This window comes from Hymenobacter tenuis (assembly GCF_054780495.1).
This window is the reverse complement of the sequence record NZ_BAAGWF010000004.1, coordinates 842,174-860,541: the sequence shown is the minus strand read 5'-3', so window position 1 is coordinate 860,541 and position 18,368 is coordinate 842,174. Positions and strand designations below refer to the sequence as shown.

Here is an 18,368-nt window from a genome sequence, read left to right as displayed (position 1 = left end):
GCTACACTATAGGATACAGGATGAAGCTTACTTTTCGGCCAGTTCGCGTAGTGCCAACCAAGCCATTAGGCCGGGGCCGGTTTCCAGGGCTTTGGTATCGATATCAAAGGTAGGCGTGTGTACGGATGAGGTGTAGCGGTTGCTACCATCGTCAGCGGCCGTGCCGAGCCGGTAAAAGCACGCACTGGTAGCCTGGCTGAAGTACGCAAAGTCCTCGGCGGCCATCCACTGGTCGAGCTCCACTACGTTTTCGCGGCCCAGGTACTCTACGGCTGCCTGCTCGGTGCGCGCAGTAAGCGCCGGTTCATTCTCCAGATAGGGGTAGCCGCGCCGAATTTCCAGTTCACAGGTGGCACCCATGCTTTCCGCCAGCCCTTCGCACAGCCGACGCAGGTGCTCATGCGCTTCGTTGCGCCACTCTTCATTCAGGGTGCGGAATGTGCCTTCGATGTACACCTCATTTGGAATAACGTTGGTAGCGCCCTGCGCAATTACCTTCCCGAATGATAGCACCGAAGGCAGTTTTGGGTTAGCCCGGCGGCTAACAATCTGCTGGGCGGCCACAATGATGTGAGCCGCTACCAAAACGGGGTCCAGGTTCTGCTCGGGCATGGCGCCGTGGCCTCCTTTGCCGCGTACAGTAAGGTATAGCTCATCGGTGCTGGCCATATAGCGGCCCGCGCGCAACCCAATTTTTCCAGCGGGTAGCCTTGGAAATACATGCTGCCCTAGTACGCTGGCGGGTTTAGGGTTTTCCAGTACGCCTTCCTGAATCATGAGGGAAGCACCACCGGGCAGGAGCTCTTCACCGGGCTGAAACATGAGCTTTACGCTCCCCTCAAACTCATCGGTAAGCTGGGTTAAGATGCGCGCTACCCCTAGTAAAGAAGACGTGTGCACATCGTGCCCGCAAGCGTGCATCACGCCCGGGTTCGTTGATTTGTAAGGCACCTCGTTTTGCTCCGTAATGGGCAAAGCATCCATATCCGCGCGCAGGGCTACAGTGCGGGAGCCGGGGTTTCGCCCTTCAATGAGGGCTACTACCCCCGTGCCGGCAATGGGCTGGGTTTTTAAGCCGAGCTTCTGGAGCTGCTCCGTAACGAAAGCCACCGTGTTATGCTCTTTAAACGAAAGCTCCGGGTGGGCGTGCAGGTGCTCACGCAGTGCTACGGTATCGGTGGCGGCGGCGGCGGCCAAGGTTTTGATGCGCGAAATCAGATGCTGCATATCCAAAACGGTAAAGCGAGGCTATTCAAACAAAACGCTCAGGTGCGGACGCACGGTTAGGAGCATGGGTCGGCCAAAGGTATTAGGGCTGAAGGCAGCTTCATCCTGCTCCGTCGAAAAAGAAATCCGACTTACCAGCACACTGTCCGGAAACTCCAGGTATTCGCCCCGCTTATCGTTGTTGTAGCGAATGCGGCCGCGCACCGCCACCGTAAAATCAAGCAAAATGGCCTTCGATGTTACCTGCAGCAGCGTAACATCTACTACCCCCGCCTGAGGCCACAACGTCACGAGCAAGCGCAACCCTTGGCGGTCCACGCTGAAATGGATGCCGCCGTTGTTGTTTTCGGTGGGCACTACCTCCAATCCTTGCAGAAAGTCCAGCTCATCCCAATGCAGCTCCCGAACGATAGGCACAGCTAGTAGGCAGTTTTGTTGATGACTACTTGCATAGACTCCAGCTCCGCTTTGGGTGCCAGCGCCCGAATGCGCAGCAGTGCCTGCTCGGCTTCAAGGCGGGTAAGGTAGTCGCCGATGCGAAGCCGGAAAATAGGCTGCTTGTAGGCCAGGTAATCAGTTTCTTCGGGGTAGCGGCTAATGATGGCCCGGCGCACGGCCATAGCCTGATCTTTCTCTAGCCCCACGTACGCCAGAATACGGTAGCCCTGCGCATACTTCACGTTTTGGTTGGTGTATGCTTGGTCGCGAAGGCGCTGCTCTACCTGAGGGTTCACGTGGTTGGTGGGGTTTACGGCCCTAGCGGGGGTAGCAGGCGCTACTACGGGCGCTTTGGGCGCAGTAAAAACGGGCCGGTACTTGCTTAAATCCTCGACGGGTGGTGCCGTAGCGGCCCGTTGCGCCGTGTCGGGTTTGGAGGTTGTGGGCGCCCCCGGACTGGATGAAGCACAAGCTCCGAGGGAAAACAGAACAGACAGCAGCAACACGTTACGTAGCAGGTGTTTCATGAGAATCGGCTTCGAGCAAGGCCAGACTATTAGACGAGCCAATCCGGTCGGCACCGGCGGCAATAAGGGCCAAAGCGGCCGTACGGGTGCGAATACCTCCCGAGGCTTTAATCCGGATGCCTCCGGGCAAAGAACGGCGCATCAGCATGATATCGGCAACGGAAGCACCCCGGTTGGCAAAGCCCGTGGAGGTTTTAACAAAGTCGGCGCCGGCTTCCTCACACAGGCGGCAAGCCGTTACTATCTCCTCTTCGGTGAGCAACCCGGTTTCGATAATGACTTTGAGAAGTGCCCCGCGCAGGTGGCAAAGCTCCGCCAGCTGCCCAATTTCTTCCTCTACCTCATCCAGCCGGCCAGCTTTCAGAGCACCTACATTGATGACCATGTCCAGCTCCGTAGCCCCATCCGACAAGGCCTGATGTGCTTCAAAGAACTTTACTTTTGCTAGGGCATATCCCAAGGGAAACCCAATAACGGTGCACACGGGAACGCCGGAACCCTGGAGCTGCTCGGCGGCAAAGCGCACGTAGCACGGTGGCACGCACACACTGGCAAACTGGTTGGCGGCGGCTTCTCGGCAAAGCTGTGCAATCTGATCCGGGGTAGCATCCGGCTTCAGCAGCGTATGGTCGATGGTGGCGGCAATCTTCTGCGACATAAGTAAGCAAAGGTAACGGACAGGAACGGTAGCACGTGTACGGCAACCATGCTACAACAAACGGGCCGCGCTTCCTCTCTGGAAACGCGGCCCGTCTGGTAAGCTTCTCTTCGTTAGTCGATCAGCACAGCGCGGTCATTCAGCAGGTCGTCTTCCACTGACTTGAACTTGACGTCCCGCACAATGCGGCCGTCCATGTACTGCACGCTTACCTTTTCGTTGCGGTTAGCCACTTTCTGCGACTTGGCCGGCTGCTGCTTTTCCAGCACCTGCGGCTGAGCGCCATCTTGCTCCAGGTCCTCGGGACCAGCACCCAACGATACCGACGAAATTTCTTTCTCGGCTTTCAGCTTAGGCTGAGGCGGCGCTACGGGTAGCTCGTCTTCGGTGAAGTACTCGGGCTCGTCGTAGCCATCCTGACCAGCCTGCATCGGCACATCAGCACGGAACAGGAACTGGATGGTGTCCTCGTTTACCTTGCCAATCATCTGCTGGAACAGTTCAAACGACTCGAACTTGTACACCAACAGCGGGTCTTTTTGCTCGTACACGGCGTTCTGCACTACCTGCTTCAGGTCGTCCATGGCGCGCAGGTGCTTGGTCCAGGCCTCATCGATAACCGAGAGTACCACCACCTTCTCCATGCCCCGAATTATTTCGTGGCCTCCGCTAGCTTGGGCGCGGCGCAGGTTGGCAATAGCCTGAATCTGCTTGCGGCCATCGGTGAACGGAATGGCAATGTTCTCGTACGGTGCGTTCTGGCTCAACAAATCGTTAATCAGCGGCATCGAGTTACCGGCGATGAAGTCGTTTTTGCTGTGGTAATAGCCAAGGGCTTCGTCGTAGAGTTTCTGGGTTAGCTGCCCGGCCTGCATGCCGCTCAGATCCTGAGCCGTGAGGTGCGTATCGTAGCCGAACACGCGAATAATGGCCAGCTTGAAGTCTTCGAAGTCGTTAGAGGTTTTGTGGCCTACCACAATGGCTTCGCAGACGTCGTAGATCATGTTCCAGATGTCCAGCTCCAGACGCTCGCCGTGCAGGGCATTGCGGCGGCGCTTGTACACCACTTCGCGCTGGGCGTTCATCACGTCGTCGTACTCCAACAGGCGCTTCCGAATGCCGAAGTTGTTTTCTTCTACTTTCTTCTGCGCACGCTCAATAGACGAGGTAATCATGGAGTGCTGAATTACTTCACCTTCCTCCAGGCCCATACGGTCCATGAGTTTGGCAATCCGGTCGGAGCCGAACAAGCGCATCAGGTTGTCCTCGAGGCTCACAAAGAACTGCGAAGAACCTGGGTCGCCCTGGCGGCCGGCCCGACCACGCAGCTGGCGGTCTACGCGGCGGGACTCGTGGCGCTCGGTGCCAATAATGGCTAGGCCACCAGAAGCCTTCGACGTCTCCTTGAGCTTAATGTCAGTACCACGGCCGGCCATGTTGGTAGCAATGGTTACGGTGCCGGGGTAGCCCGCGCCTGCTACAATTTCAGCTTCGCGCTGGTTTTGCTTGGCGTTGAGCACCTGATGCGGAATACCGCGCAGCTTTAGCATGCGGCTAACCAGCTCCGAAATTTCAACGGAGGTAGTACCTACCAGCACAGGGCGGCCAGCTTGTACCAGGGTCTGGATTTCCTCGGCTACGGCGTTGTACTTCTCGCGAACGGTTTTGAATACTTTGTCGTGCTCGTCTTTGCGGGCAATACCGCGGTTAGTGGGCACTACCACCACGTCGAGCTTGTAGATTTCCCAGAACTCGCCGGCTTCGGTTTCAGCCGTACCCGTCATGCCGCCCAGCTTGTGGTACATGCGGAAGTAGTTCTGCAGTGTTACAGTAGCGTAGGTCTGCGTCGCGTCTTCTACACGCACGTTTTCCTTGGCTTCAATGGCCTGGTGCAGGCCATCGGAGTAGCGGCGGCCTTCCATTACGCGGCCGGTTTGCTCATCCACAATCTTCACCTTGCCATCGTCGGTGAGGATGTACTGGTCATCCTTTTCGAACAGCGTGTATGCTTTCAGCAACTGGTTGATGGTGTGGATGCGCTCCGACTTCGTCTGGAAGTCGTCCATGAGCTTCTCCTTGGTGTGGAGCTTTTCCTCACCGGAGAGACTAGGGTCTTTCTCAATGTTGGCCAGCTCCGTCCCGATGTCGGGCATGATGAAGAAGCTGTGGTCTTCGCCCTGGCCGGTAATCAGGTCAATGCCTTTTTCCGTCAGCTCGATTTGGTTGTTCTTCTCGTCAATAGTGAAGAACAGCGGCATATCGGCCTGGGGCATCTGGCGCTGGTTGTCCTGCAGGTAGTGGTTCTCGGTTTTTTGCAGAATAGCCCGCATTCCAGTCTCCGACAGGAATTTGATGAGGGGCTTGCTCTTGGGAAGACCACGGTAAGCACGGAACAAAGCCAAGCCACCCTCCCCTTCTTTGGGGCCATCCTTACCTTCTTTAATCAGGCGACGGGCATCGACGAGGTACTGCTGCACCTGCTTCTTCTGCGCGTCCACCAGCATCTGGATGCGGGGCTTCAGGATATAGAACTCGTGCACATCGCCGCGTGGCACAGGGCCCGAGATGATAAGTGGCGTCCGGGCGTCGTCAATCAGAACGGAGTCCACTTCGTCGACCATGGCGTAGTGGTGCTTGCGCTGCACTAGCTCCTCGGGGTCGCGCGCCATGTTGTCGCGCAGGTAATCGAAGCCAAACTCGTTGTTGGTGCCGTAGGTAATATCGGCCAGGTAGGCCTGCCGACGCGCATCCGTGTTCGGCTGGTGCTTATCGATGCAGTCGACCGTGATTTTATGGAACTCGAACAGCGGCGCATTCCACTCAGAGTCGCGCTTGGCTAGGTAGTCGTTTACGGTTACCAAGTGAACTCCGCGGCGAGCCAGCGCATTCAGGAAGGCCGGCAGGGTTGATACCAGCGTTTTACCCTCACCCGTAGCCATTTCGGCAATTTTGCCCTGGTGCAATACTACGCCGCCAATCAGCTGCACGTCGTAGTGAATCATGTCCCAGGTAATTTCGGCCCCGGCGGCCAGCCACTTGTTGCTCCAGATGGCTTTGTCGCCCTCGATGCGCACGTTGGGTTTGCGCTGGGCATACTGCCGGTCGTAGTCGGTGGCAGTAACTACGAGCTGCCCGTTTTGGGTATAGCGGCGAGCAGTTTCTTTGGTGATGGCAAACGCGATGGGCAGCACTTCCATCAGCACAACTTCTAGTTCCTTGTTGCGCCTCTTTTCCAGCGTGTCGATCTGGTCGAACAGCTGCTCCTTCTGCACGGCATCCAGGGTAGCATCCTCGTTGACGCGCTGGTGCAGGGCAGCAATCTGGTCGTCGATAGATTTCAGGTACGCATCGATCCGGGCCCGGACCTCATCAGTGCGGGCGCGCAGCTCATCGTCGCTGAGTTGTGCCAGTTTGGCATATTCGGCGTTTATGAGCGCCACGTACGGAACAATCTCCTTCAAATCCCGCTCCGATTTAGAGCCGAAAATTTTGGCGACGGTTTTCCCTAGAAAATCAAACATGCTGGTTTTACTTAATTGAAACGCCGGGGCGCATCCCAAATTTACAGGATTTCTATCCAAAACCGCCCCATATCATAATCAACAGACAATCTGGCGGGTTTTTCCGCAAAAACACCAAGCCCAAATACTTCGGCCTATTGCCCCCAGACTAATAATTTGACAAGCTGATGCAGTCGTAAGCCGAGTTCTACAGTTACAACGAACTCATCATTTTACTAGCCACTAAGGTGCCTCCAACCTCCCTAGCCTCCTACTTTCATTAAACTGAAATGCGCAATAGTATCCGGAAAGTTCAGCAAGCAATACTAGCCCTCTGGTGTTTGTATGCGCGGCTTGCCTGCTAAAATACTCAGCATGAACCAGCCTAATCTACACCCGTGGTATACTACCCTCCTTACACCATCAAACCCTGCTACCTCGTGAGGCGGCAGGGTTTGATGGAAAAATAGAGCTAGTGATAGAGTATTGTCAGGATGCCACGGCCATAGCTTCCTCCGTAGCTTGAATGGTCGTTAGCATTTCGCCTACGCATTGCTGTAGTCGCTCTTCAGAGCTCGGCATCAAGTTTCCTTGGTTGCTGGCTAGCACGCTGTAGGCAGGACGTGGCGCGGCCAAGCCAAACGCCTGCATGGGACGCGGAACTACAAACGAGGTATCTAATCCGGCTATGTCCGCCGCTTGCCGCGCCAGACTAGCCCACGTATAGGCCCCTTGATTGGCCAAATGCCACACGCCTTTCTCCTGGTCGATGAGCAGATCCAGGGATACATTCACGAGGTCAGGCACATACGTGGGCGAAATCAATACATCATCGGCGGCGTAGAAGGCCTGCTTATGATGGCCCGCCCGGAGTGCATCATACACGAAATTATACTCATCCCAAGGACTGAAAAAAGCACTTGTCCGAATTATCAGTGCTTCCGGCATTTGGGCCTGTACATATCGCTCTGCTAGGCGCTTACTGTTGCCATACACGTTAAGCGGAGAAGGCTGGTCGCTTTCCACGTACGCCTCTGCTTTGGTACCATCAAACACCAAATCAGAGGAAAACGTGAGAAACTGAATACCTCGGTGGGCGCAGGCGGAGGCTAACACAGCAGGACCTGTGGTATTTTCTTGGTAGCATTGATGAAAATTTTGTTCTGCTTCATCAACCCGCACAAAACCGGCCGTATTCACTACGGCCCACGGCTGGTACCGGGCTAATACCGTTTCAACAGAAAGCGGATCCGAGATATTTAGCTCGGTACGTCCTAGGGCAATTGCGGCAATGCCCCGGCTGGCACAAATGCGTTGAAAAGCTCGCCCTAGTGTGCCGTTGGCGCCGGCAATAAGCAGTGGCTCGGGGGTAGTGTATTGATGTTGTTGCATAGCGTATTAGCTGTTATAAGTGGGGCCATGGTGATGATACAGAAACCTATCATCTCGCTCCCACCAGCCTTTGGAGTGAAGCACCGGATGATCGTAATACCCTTCCGTGGCGAGCTTTCGAACCATATGAAACAGGGCCGTTGGGCGCGGATTGCCACTACGTACATCGAAAACGCCGCTTTCGTAGAAGCCCGCTTCTTGCGTGAGCAGGGTATTCCAGTCATAAGCACCTAGCAACGACCAGATGGTGATGGCGCGCATGTCTGCGCCGTCGTGCTTAAGCTGCTGAGCCGTATCCCAAGCATACTGCACCCAGCGCATTTGTTCTTCGCGGGTGCACCCTAGGTGCACCTCGGTTATGGCCATGGGCAAGTGATACCGCTCCCAAGCTTCCGTGAGCAAGCCATGCAGGCCTGTCATTTGCACCGCCTGTATGCGTACGGCCTCTACATCGGCATAGTGGGTGCGAGCTTGACTTTGGCGCAGGTGGTGGGCCGGGAAATACTGGTGGTTTTCATCCAGAAACCGCTCACTAGTGATGTAGTGATTTATACCCAGAATGTCGGGAGGTGTGGAAGCATGGGCTAACTCCAACAGCTCGGCTCTGGAGGCACCATTGGCGCGTAGATAGGTCCACAAGGGATGCTGCTCATGGAGGCGGCCGCAGAGCAAGTCATAAGTCAGCCAACGGCGGTTGTTCTCAAACTCAGCTTGATCAGCAAGCCCGGGGGTGCAGTGCGTTTTCCCTAGGTCTTCCGTTTGCACCAACTGTGCGGCCGGATTCACTTCTCGAATGGCCTGCATCGCCTGCTTCACCCCTTTTATGTGGTTGAGCTGAATGCGCACAAACGTTCGGTCATCAAACGCGTGCGGATACCAGAGGCCGTACAAACCACTAAATCGAGCCGTAGTAAGCGGCTCATTAATGGGGGTATAATACTGTACCCAAGGATAGCGCTCGGCCACCATCCGGGCAAAACGGGCGATGCCCGCTACAAAGTTTTTCCGGTGCAACGCCGTGTAGTGCGGACCACTGCCGTGGTGCAGCAGCGTTACGATGGGGTCAATGCCCAACTCTCGCAGCCGAGCCATGCGCTCATCGGTCCAGGTCCAGTCCGGGCGGTCAAGGCTTTTAGGCGCCACTTGCTCCCACAAAATGGGGTAGCGCAATTTCCGGATTCCTAGGTCAGCAAATAAGTCCAAGTCCTCGATTCGGGTACGGTGCCCACTGCTTGCGAGCTGATCGAAGTATTCGTTTCCTACTCGTCGGATGGTACATTCTATGCCGCCCCATACTTCTACGTCCTCATCTTGCATAGCTTGAAAGGTAAAGTGACACTGCGCAGCTTCAGATTAGATTTGCTACGCAGTGTTGAGATTACAACGCCCCAGAACGGGGCTGTCATCTGCTTTCCGACGCGGGCCTGCGTAAGGCTTTTGTCGGGAAGCAGATGACAGTACATCCAGTGGCTTAGCCGATGTAATTCTAAGGGCCGGTTATGGCTTGCCCTTGGCTGGGTCGCGGGGTACGAGCTTGTCCAGAATGGCAGCAGAGCCGGTTATTGCGGGCTTTGCGGGTTTCTGAGCTTCTTCCGTTTTCTCCGTGAGTTTCTTGTACAGCGTCAGGGCCTGGGCTACTACCTGGTCCATGTTGTAGTACTTGTATGTAGCCAGTCGGCCTACAAAGTGCACGTTCGGGGTCTCGTCGGCCAGCTTCTTGTACTTGTTATACAAGTCGGCGTTTTCGAGGCGTGGTACGGGGTAGTACGGGTCGCCTTCGGCCTTTGGATACTCATACACGATGGACGTTTTGGGATGCTTCTGGCCGGTTAGAGCCTTGAACTCCGTAATGCGCGTGTACAGGTTGTCGTTGGGGTAGTTTACCACCGGAGCCGCTAGGTAGTTTTCAACGTTCAACGTCTCGTGCTTAAACTCCAGGGAGCGGTAAGGAAGCTTGCCATACTTGAAGTCGAAGTACTCATCTACCGGGCCCGTGAAAATCATTTCCTTGAACGGAATGAAATCCACGATGTCATGGTAGTCGGTATTAAGCATCACCTTGATGTTCGGGTGGTCGAGCATGCGCTCAAACATCCGGGTGTAGCCGTGCAGCGGCATGGCTTGGTAGGTATCCGTGAAATACCGGTCGTCGCGGTTGGTGCGGGTAGGCACGCGGCTGGTCACCGATTTATCAAGTTCTGAGGGGTCCATGCCCCACTGCTTGCGCGTGTAGTTGCGGAAGAACTTCTCATATAGCTCCCGGCCTACCTTGCTTACGACTACATCCTCGGAGGTTTTGATAACCGGCACTTGCTCCGCTACTGACTCAAAGAACTGCTCTACCTCAAAGCTATTGAGCGAGAGGCCGTACAGCTTATTGATGGTATCGAGGTTAATGGGCATCGGTACCAGTTGGCCATCTACAGAGGCTAGTACGCGGTGCTCATAAGGGCGCCAATCCGTAAAGTTGGAGAGGTATTCGAATACGTCTTTGGAGTTGGTGTGGAAAATATGGGGACCGTATTTGTGGATCAGGATGCCATCCTCATTGTAATGATCATAAGCATTGCCGGCAATGTGGCTGCGCTTATCTACAATGAGTACTTTTTTATTGGAGCGCGTAGCGAGCCGCTCGGCCAATACACTGCCGGCAAATCCGGCTCCGACGATGAGATAATCGAACATAGCTAAGCGGTCTTTTAGGGGAGAAAGGAAAAGAATGTCAGGCAGGTGGGTAGGCGGTAGGAGGTAGTAGTAAGCGCTGAGCGGGAGTGCTGGTGGCCTTTCAGCCCCAATGCCTGAACCTTTCTGTTAGAGATAAGCTAGCGTAATGTTGTTGCTACAGCGTACCCTGCTCAGCCGCAGCGGCTGAGGTAGCAGAGAGCTTTTTCTGCATGAGGTCCACCATTTGCTGCCAGGTTTGGTCCCAGCTGATGGTAGCGAGGTAGTCGTCGGTGCGCTGGCGCCAGTCAGCATCCTGGTGCTGCGTAAGGGCTTTGGCAATGGCCTGCCCGAAATCATCGGCAGTGGCAGCAATCTGCACCAGGTCCAACTCGCCATATGGGCGCACTACGTCGCGGATGGGCGTGCTCACTACCGGGCGGCCGGCGGCCAGATACTCTGGCGTTTTAGTGGGCGAAATGAATTTAGTGCTCTCGTTATCAGCAAAAAGCAACGTTGCTACATCCCAACCGCGTAAGTAAGAAGGTAGTTCCTGATAGTCTTTGCTGCCGAGGTAGTGAATGTTTTGCTGACGAGGCAAAAGCGCAGGGTCAATTTTCACCACCGGCCCAATGATAACGAACTGCCACTCGGGGTGGGCATCGGCCAGCTGGCGCAACAACTCAATATCTAGGCGTTCATCCACTACCCCAAAAAATCCTATGCGGGGATGGGCAATACCTGCTTGGTCGGCGGGCTCGGGCATGTGCTGGCGGGCCTGGCCAAAGTGCGCTTTATCGATGCTGCTTGGGAACGGGTGGGCATCAGCGTGTTGCTCGCGCTTGGCTTCGTAAAGCGTGTGCCCACCTGTGAAAACGTAGTCGGCTTTCCGGAATAACTCCTGTTCCCGCTCACGGAGCGCGGGCGGAGCGAATTTAAAGGCAGCCAGCTCATCCATGCAGTCGTAGATGGTGAGGGCGGGCTGGAAGTTGCGTGATTTACCCAATGCCATGGGCGTATAGTACCACGCAATAAAATTTTCAATTCCTTGTTCGCGAAAGTGCTGAGCAAGCACCTCAAATTGGATTTGGTCGGCGGCTTCCTCCTGCTCGGGGCCACGTAGGCGGGCGGGCAGATGCACCACAAGCACTTTCAGGCCGTGCTGCCGCTCCTTTACTTCCAAGTGCGGCTCAATCAGGTCATCGGGGTGGTAGAAGGCGTCTTCTACGTAAAACACCCGGCCCTGCTGCGCAAACCGCGACATTAGGTGCTGCGGGCGCTGCCATACAAAATCCCAATGCAAATGCGCAAAGCACACTACATCAGGCAGACGGTGAGGTAAGGATAGAGCAGAATCAGCGGATGTGGTAGTGGAAGTAGTGTGGGAGGCGCGCACTGGCGGCTCCGCTGGTGGAGTCAGCGACATAGAGTAAAGAGTATTACGTTCATCAGCAGACGACCATCCAACCCCGATACAGAAATCACCACTGTCGGCGGCCGTCTTACACTAGTACGGTTAGCTCTAAAAAAGGGTATGGATGAGTTTGCTTTACCTCTCTCCCTACACTCTAAGGTGGCCAAAAATGGCGCTTAGGCTACAGAATGCACTGCATTTCCAAGGCATCTTGCCAGCCCTGCGCAGTGCGCAGCCACTCTCGCCGTATGCCTACCCTCGTGAACCCAGCAGCGGCAAACAGGGCCACACTGGCCACATTGCTAACGCTAATGGTACAGTGCAATTGGTGCAGCTGCAATACTTGCCTAGCATACGCAAGTAATAACTCTAGGGCTGCCTGCGCATACCCCTGCCGGCGGTGAGGCTGCAGAATAGTAATGCCTACGCCGGCCCGTTGGTGCAGCGGCTCAAACCCAAATACATCTACCGTCCCGACAGCCTTCTGCGTGGCGGCCTCACACACAACCAACCTCAGTTGGCGCACCTCAAAAAAGTCAGCAGCGGCGCTATCCAGGTACTGGCGCAACACGTGGCGCGAAACCGGCGTGAGCGTGTCCGACACCCCCCACACGCTAGGGTCGTTTTCCAGCGCATACAGAAACTCGAGGTCGTCGGCTTCCAGGGGGCGCAGAAAAATCAGGTCGGAGCGAAGCATAGGGCTAGTACGTGAAATTCGGGTAGGCAAACCTACTACCCTGCCGCCAAACGCAAACCGCCAAGGCTGCTACCCCACAATTATGCGCCAACCTTCAGGGTGAAGAGCAGTTTAGCTAGATTCCACTTTACTGGTTTTCAGCTATGAAATATAATCTGCTAGGCAATACGGGCCTGAAAGTATCGGAATTGTGTTTGGGCACGATGACGTTTGGCGGCAAAGGCTGGGCGGCGGCCATCGGCAACCTGGGCCAAGCCGCCGTAGATGAGCTAATGAAGCGCTCCATAGAGGCGGGCATTAATTTCATTGACACCGCTAATGTGTACTCTGAAGGGCTTTCGGAAGAGTTGACCGGCCAGTCCATTCACAACCTGGGCGTGTCGCGGCACGAGTTGGTGCTGGCTACTAAGGTGCGCGGTAAAATGGGCGAAGGCCCCAACGATGCCGGCCTCACGCGCAAGCACATTTATCAGCAAGTAGAAGACAGCCTGCGCCGCCTGAAAACCGACTACATCGACCTTTATCAAACCCACAGCTACGACCCGCTCACGCCCTTGGAAGAGACCTTGCGCGCCCTCGACGACCTAGTGCGCAGCGGCAAGGTGCGCTACATTGGCGCCAGCAACGTGGCGGCTTGGCAATTGATGAAAGCCCTGAGTTACTCCACCTACAACCACGTGGAAAAGTACGTTTCGCTGCAGGCCTACTACACCGTAGCAGGCCGCGACCTGGAGCGGGAACTGGTGCCGCTGCTGCAGGATCAGAAAGTGGGCCTGATGGTGTGGAGCCCGCTGGCCGGTGGTTTTTTGAGCGGCAAATTCACCCGCGAAAACCAGAGCGAAGAAGGCGCCCGCCGTACGGGCTTCGACTTTCCGCCCGTTGATAAAGAAAAGGCATTTGCGGTGCTGGATGTGCTGCGCCCCATGGCCGAGGCGAAAGGCGCTACCGTGGCGCAACTGGCCCTGGCCTGGCTACTACACCAGCCGGTAGTCACCAGTGTCATCATCGGGGCCAAAAGAATGGAACAGCTGGACGACAACCTGCAGGCCGTTGATGTGCGCTTGAGCCCAGAGGAACTGCAGCAGTTGGACGAGGTAAGCAAGCTAGCCCCGGAGTACCCCAACTGGATGCTGGACTTTACCAAAGGCGACCGGCAAGTTTAACCCTTATGGCACCCTAGTAAACCCACAGTGCCCTGGCCAAAACACGTTGTTCTGGCCAGGGCACTGTGGGTTTACTAGGGTGTTGTAATGCGCAAACCGCCGCTAGCACTGGCCCTAGCTAACCTCTATGCTGCCTTGAAATACGCGGGTGGCAGGGCCACTCAGAAACACGTTGGTGAAGGAGCCATCGGGCTTAGCATCGAAGGCCACATGCAGGTCGCCGCCGGGGGTGCGCAGGTGCACGGGGCTGGTGGCACCACGCCGCGAAGCCGCCAGCGCCACGGCCGTTACGCCCGTACCGCAGCTCAGGGTTTCGTCTTCCACGCCGCGCTCATAGGTGCGCACCTGCCACGGTTGGCCCGGCACGGCCGGCGCTTCCACAAAGTTGATGTTGGTGCCCTTCTCCCGAAACCGTTCATTGTAACGAATAGAGCGCCCTTCGGTAAACACGTTCAGCTCGGCTAGGGTGCTGGGTGGCTGAAACCGCACCAAATGCGGCGAGCCGGTATCGAGGAAGATGCCGTATTCATCTACCTCCTGCTGACCAATTACATCCTGCATGCGCAGGTGCACCGTACCGTCGGCATCCACGCGGCCTTCGTGCGGACCATCAGCGGCCAGAAAGTGAGTGGCATCCTCAATTACGCCGAGCTGCTTGGCAAACGCCACCGTGCAGCGGCCACCGTTGCCGCACATAGAACCGAGGTAGCCATCGGCGTTAAAGTATACCATCTCGAAATCGTACTGACCGTGCGGGCGCAGCAGAATCAGGCCATCGGCCCCAATACCGCGGCGCCGGTCGCAGAGAAAGCGCACCAGCTGATGGTTGTTTTCATCGAACTGCGTGGCGCGGTCATCTACCATCACGAAGTCGTTGCCGGTGCCTTGGTATTTAAAGAAAGAGAGCATCATAGGAAGGGCAATCAAAAGTCAGACAAGTTTACGCAGCAAGGCAATCTGGCCGGCGTGGTAAAGATAATGCTGCGCGGTGCCATGCAGCAGCACGTACACAGAATCTGCCGCGCCATCGGGGCGGGCGGGCATTTCGTGGAGCACTGTATCCAGCGCCCCCTCCGCTACTGTTGCCGCCGCGGCCAGCAACCGCTCATGTGCCTGCTGAAGCTCCTGCCGGGCTTGCTGCCAGGCGGTTTCACTAGGCTCGCTCCGAAATGCAGGCCAGTCGTCAGTTGTTGGCGGGGTTAGTTCCAGCCGTTCGATGCGGTGTGCAACCGTGTTGGCCCAAGTAGTCAGGTGGCGCACTAGCTCTCCAATGCTATGAATGCCGGGCAATGGATGCGCCGCTGCCTGTGCAGCCGAAACACCCGCCAGTACCTGCTGTACTGAGGGGCCCGACCATGCCTCACCCCAAAATGCCCGCTGTAGCTGATCAGTAATGCGCTCTGTCTCTTTCATTTCGCCTCGCTTCGTTCCAAGATGGAATATACAATACCAGCCGGAACTGTGCCATCCCGTACCTTTGCCTGCCTGCCCCTGCGGGTAGCTTAAAGGTAGTTCTATGTACACGTTCCTCACCACCAGCCCCTGGGCCGACTACGAGCTGATCGACGCCGGCAACTTTGAGAAGCTGGAGCGCTTCGGCAAACACATTCTGGCCCGCCCCGAACCCCAGGCTATCTGGGATCCGCACCTTTCCGCCGCGGAGTGGCAGCGCGCCAACGCCACGTTTACCCGCGAGAAAGGCAGCCAGGAGCGCGGCCAGTGGAAAATAAAGCCCGGCACGCCGGAGCAGTGGGTTATTGGCTACGAGCGGCCCGATGGACTGAAGCTGCGGTTCCGCCTGGGCATGTCGTCGTTTAAGCACGTAGGGCTGTTTCCGGAGCAGGACCCCAATTGGCAGTTCATTTATGAGCAAACCCGCAAGCGCCGCGCCACTCAGCCGCGCGTGCTCAACCTGTTTGCCTACACCGGGGCGGCTACCCTAGCAGCCCGCGCGGCTGGCGCCGACGTCACGCACCTTGATTCGGTAAAGCAGGTGAACTTCTGGGCTCGTGAGAACATGGAAGCTTCCGGCCTCGATGGGGTGCGGTGGCTAGTAGAAGATGCCATGAAGTACGTGCGCCGCGAGGTAAAGCGCGGCAGTAAGTACCAGGGCCTCATCCTCGATCCGCCGGCCTATGGCCGCGGCCCGAACGGCGAAAAATGGCAGCTGGAAGATGAGCTGAACGAAATGCTCAAGCTCTGCAAGGAGCTTCTCGATCCGCAGGACCACTTTTTCCTGATTAACCTGTACTCCTTGGGCTTCTCAGCCCTCATTCTGGAAAACTTGGTGCACGAAATATTCCCGGATGCGCGCCAGAACCGCGAAATCGGGGAAATTTATCTGCACGACGCCGCCGCGCGCAAGCTACCGCTCGGTACGTTCTGCCGGTTTGCTACGTAAGCGGGGCACCCTTCCTGTCATGACACTTTACGGTTAAGCTGCACCTAGGCGCAGCCTAACCATATTACCTGCTGTATGTCGCATCCGCTTTCTCGTCATCGTCGCTTGGCCCTCATTGACATGGGCACCAATACGTTTCACCTGCTGATTGTGGAGCTGCCTGAGCCCCGCCATCAGGAGCCCGTAACGTTGCTGCGCACCAAAGTAGGCGTGAAGCTAGGCGAGGGCGGCATCAGCGCCGGCCACATTGCGCCCGAAGCCTACGCCCGGGCCCTGCACACGCTGGCTGGCTTTAAGGAGGAAATAGAGCTGCACGAGGTGACGGAAGTGCGCGCTACCGCTACTAGCGCCGTGCGCGTGGCCCAGAACGGCCCCGAACTGGTAAAAGACATTTTCGAGCAGACTGGCATTCAAGTAGAGGTAATTCCTGGCGACCGGGAAGCCGAGCTCATTGCCAAAGGCGTTCGGGAGGCCGTGCCGCTGGGTACGGTGCCGCATTTGCTGATGGACATTGGTGGCGGCTCGGTGGAGTTCATCATTGCCGACGAAAGCACCATTTTCTGGAAACAAAGCTTCGAGATTGGTGCCCAGCGGCTACTCGATAAGTTTTTCACGGCCGACCCCCTACCCCCTCTCGCCGTGCAAGCCCAGCAAGCATACCTGGCGGAGGTATTGGCGCCGCTCACGGCGGCCGTACGCCAGTGGAGCCCGGTGGCCCTGGTAGGCGCCAGCGGCACCTTCGATACGCTCTGCGACTTGCAAGCAGCCCGCACGGGCCACCCCGAACTGGTAGGCAAGCCTGCCCCGGCCACCGCTATTCCGCTGGAAAGCTTCCGACTAAGCTACGAGCAGTTCCTGGCCCTCGACCATGCCGGACGCCTAGCGCTGCCCGGCATGACACCACTGCGCGCCGATATGATTGTAGTAGCCTGCGTGCTAATTGATTTTGTACTGACCACCTACGGCCTTACCACTATGCAGGCTTCAGCCTATGCCCTCAAAGAAGGTTTACTGGCTGAGTTACTAGGTCAGTAAACCCACCAAGCCGCCTCTGCCTCACGTCCTGACTTTGCCTAAGCTCCGCCCATAATGTCCACTGTCTTTCCCTATACTCAACTCTTCACTTTCACGGAAAGCGTTTTCAAACGCATTGGCTGCTCTGATGAAGATGCTACCCTCGCTACAGAAACTCTGCTTTCGGCTGACTTGCGAGGAGTGGACTCCCACGGCGTGGCTCGGCTCATTGGCTACATTCGGTTGTGGGAAGCCGGACGCATTAATGCCACGCCGAGGGTAGGCGTCACGTACGAAACACCGAGTACGGCCGTGGTAGATGGTGACGGTGGCCTAGGCCTGGTAGTAGGCCCCAAGGCCATGGAAGTAGCCATGGAGAAAGCGCGGCAGGTGGGTACGGGCTGGGTCTCAGTAAAGAACTCCAACCACTTTGGTATTGCCGGGTATCATGCCATGAAGGCCCTGGCCCACGACATGATTGGGGTGGCCATGACCAACGCCTCGCCGCTGGTAGCGCCCACGTATTCGCTGGAGCGGCTGCTGGGCACTAACCCTATCGCGGTAGCTGTGCCCGCCGGCGACCAGCCCGATTTCGTGCTGGATATGGCCACTACCACCGCGGCCAACGGCAAGCTCGAAATAGCCCAGCGTAAAAACCTACCCATCCCGGACGGCTGGGCACAGAACGCCGATGGCTCAGGCTCAACGGATGCCAACGCCGTGAAAAATGGCGGGGCTCTGCTGCCACTTGGCGGCGCCACTGGTTCGCACAAAGGATATGGCCTAGGCGCTGTGGTGGATATTTTCTCGGCGGTGCTGAGTGGTGCCAATTATGGGCCGTGGGTGCCACCGTTCGTGGCGTTTTTACAACCATCAGCCAACCCAGTGGGTGCCGGACTAGGTCACTTTTTCGGCGCTATGCGCGTGGATGCGTTCCGTCCGGCCGCCGAGTTTAAAGCACACATGGATAACTGGATTACCACCTTCCGCACTGCTCAGGCCATGGAGGGCAAGCACGTTCTTATCCCTGGCGACCCGGAGCGAGCCATGGCCGAACACCGGTTGCTAGGTGGTATTCCCCTCCTAGAGCCCGTGATACAAGATCTGGAAACCGTAGGCGCCAAGTTCGGCGTGAAGCTCTAGCCCTGCCAGCTTCGAAAAGATACTACGGGGTTTGAAAGCATTTGCTACCTAGTGCGGAAGCTCAAACCCAAAACAACAAAAAGCCCACCCGGTGATACCGGGTGGGCTTTTTCTATAGACTAGCCTTAAAGCC

Annotated in this window: 16 protein-coding genes; 4 read left to right on the top strand and 12 right to left on the bottom strand. The window is 56.7% G+C overall.

All coding sequences use genetic code 11. The features are described 5' to 3' along the window. Positions 1-27: 27 nt before the first annotated feature. The 10 genes from ACYVGU_RS17305 to ACYVGU_RS17260 form a co-directional block, all read right to left on the bottom strand. Positions 28-1,227 (bottom strand): M20 metallopeptidase family protein, encoded by a 1,200-nt coding sequence (locus tag ACYVGU_RS17305; protein WP_460623063.1) that lies wholly within the window; start codon positions 1,225-1,227, stop codon positions 28-30. A 21-nt stretch (positions 1,228-1,248) separates the two neighbouring features. Continuing rightward, on the bottom strand, positions 1,249-1,644 hold the full coding sequence (locus tag ACYVGU_RS17300) for a hypothetical protein (RefSeq protein WP_460613872.1): 396 nt from the start codon (positions 1,642-1,644) through the stop codon (positions 1,249-1,251). 2 nt (positions 1,645-1,646) lie between these two features. Further along, positions 1,647-2,192, bottom strand: coding sequence for a sporulation protein (locus tag ACYVGU_RS17295; protein WP_460623062.1), 546 nt, complete (start codon positions 2,190-2,192; stop codon positions 1,647-1,649). Further along, positions 2,173-2,850 carry a 2-deoxyribose-5-phosphate aldolase gene (gene deoC / locus ACYVGU_RS17290; protein WP_460623061.1) on the bottom strand — a complete coding sequence of 226 codons (678 nt, stop codon included), beginning with the start codon at positions 2,848-2,850 and terminating at the stop codon, positions 2,173-2,175. Before deoC ends, ACYVGU_RS17295 begins: the two co-directional genes overlap by 20 nt. Positions 2,851-2,963: 113 nt before the next feature. After that, positions 2,964-6,371 (bottom strand): preprotein translocase subunit SecA, encoded by a 3,408-nt coding sequence (secA, locus tag ACYVGU_RS17285; RefSeq protein ID WP_460623060.1) that lies wholly within the window; start codon positions 6,369-6,371, stop codon positions 2,964-2,966. Positions 6,372-6,839: 468 nt separating this feature from the next. Next, positions 6,840-7,742 carry an SDR family oxidoreductase gene (locus ACYVGU_RS17280; protein ID WP_460613868.1) on the bottom strand — a complete coding sequence of 301 codons (903 nt, stop codon included), beginning with the start codon at positions 7,740-7,742 and terminating at the stop codon, positions 6,840-6,842. A 6-nt stretch (positions 7,743-7,748) separates the two neighbouring features. Continuing rightward, positions 7,749-9,059: a glycoside hydrolase family 1 protein gene (locus ACYVGU_RS17275; protein WP_460623059.1), complete on the bottom strand. Its 1,311-nt coding sequence runs from the start codon at positions 9,057-9,059 to the stop codon at positions 7,749-7,751. 180 nt (positions 9,060-9,239) lie between these two features. Further along, entirely contained in the window at positions 9,240-10,427 is a 1,188-nt protein-coding gene (gene glf / locus ACYVGU_RS17270; RefSeq protein WP_460613866.1) for a UDP-galactopyranose/dTDP-fucopyranose mutase family protein, read from the bottom strand. A 154-nt stretch (positions 10,428-10,581) separates the two neighbouring features. Further along, complete coding sequence (locus ACYVGU_RS17265) at positions 10,582-11,829, bottom strand: glycosyltransferase family 1 protein (protein ID WP_460623058.1); 1,248 nt, start codon at positions 11,827-11,829, stop codon at positions 10,582-10,584. 169 nt (positions 11,830-11,998) lie between these two features. Continuing rightward, entirely contained in the window at positions 11,999-12,514 is a 516-nt protein-coding gene (locus tag ACYVGU_RS17260; RefSeq protein WP_460623057.1) for a GNAT family N-acetyltransferase, read from the bottom strand. Between the two features lie 143 nt (positions 12,515-12,657). On the opposite strand from ACYVGU_RS17260, the gene ACYVGU_RS17255 reads away from it, so the two are divergent. Continuing rightward, positions 12,658-13,677 (top strand): aldo/keto reductase, encoded by a 1,020-nt coding sequence (locus ACYVGU_RS17255; protein ID WP_460623056.1) that lies wholly within the window; start codon positions 12,658-12,660, stop codon positions 13,675-13,677. A gap of 114 nt (positions 13,678-13,791) precedes the next feature. Here the strand turns inward: ACYVGU_RS17255 and dapF are convergent, their stop codons facing one another. Next, entirely contained in the window at positions 13,792-14,589 is a 798-nt protein-coding gene (dapF, locus tag ACYVGU_RS17250; RefSeq protein WP_460623055.1) for a diaminopimelate epimerase, read from the bottom strand. 18 nt (positions 14,590-14,607) lie between these two features. Next, positions 14,608-15,090, bottom strand: coding sequence for a DinB family protein (locus ACYVGU_RS17245; protein ID WP_460623054.1), 483 nt, complete (start codon positions 15,088-15,090; stop codon positions 14,608-14,610). A gap of 103 nt (positions 15,091-15,193) precedes the next feature. Here ACYVGU_RS17245 and ACYVGU_RS17240 point away from each other — a divergent pair, with 103 nt between their 5' ends. The 3 genes from ACYVGU_RS17240 (at position 15,194) to ACYVGU_RS17230 (ending at position 18,235) form a co-directional block, all read left to right on the top strand. Next, entirely contained in the window at positions 15,194-16,078 is an 885-nt protein-coding gene (locus ACYVGU_RS17240) for a class I SAM-dependent methyltransferase (RefSeq protein ID WP_460623053.1), read from the top strand. 75 nt (positions 16,079-16,153) lie between these two features. Beyond that, positions 16,154-17,113 (top strand): Ppx/GppA phosphatase family protein, encoded by a 960-nt coding sequence (locus ACYVGU_RS17235; protein WP_460623052.1) that lies wholly within the window; start codon positions 16,154-16,156, stop codon positions 17,111-17,113. Between the two features lie 54 nt (positions 17,114-17,167). Further along, positions 17,168-18,235 carry an Ldh family oxidoreductase gene (locus tag ACYVGU_RS17230; RefSeq protein ID WP_460623051.1) on the top strand — a complete coding sequence of 356 codons (1,068 nt, stop codon included), beginning with the start codon at positions 17,168-17,170 and terminating at the stop codon, positions 18,233-18,235. Positions 18,236-18,368: the final 133 nt, after the last annotated feature.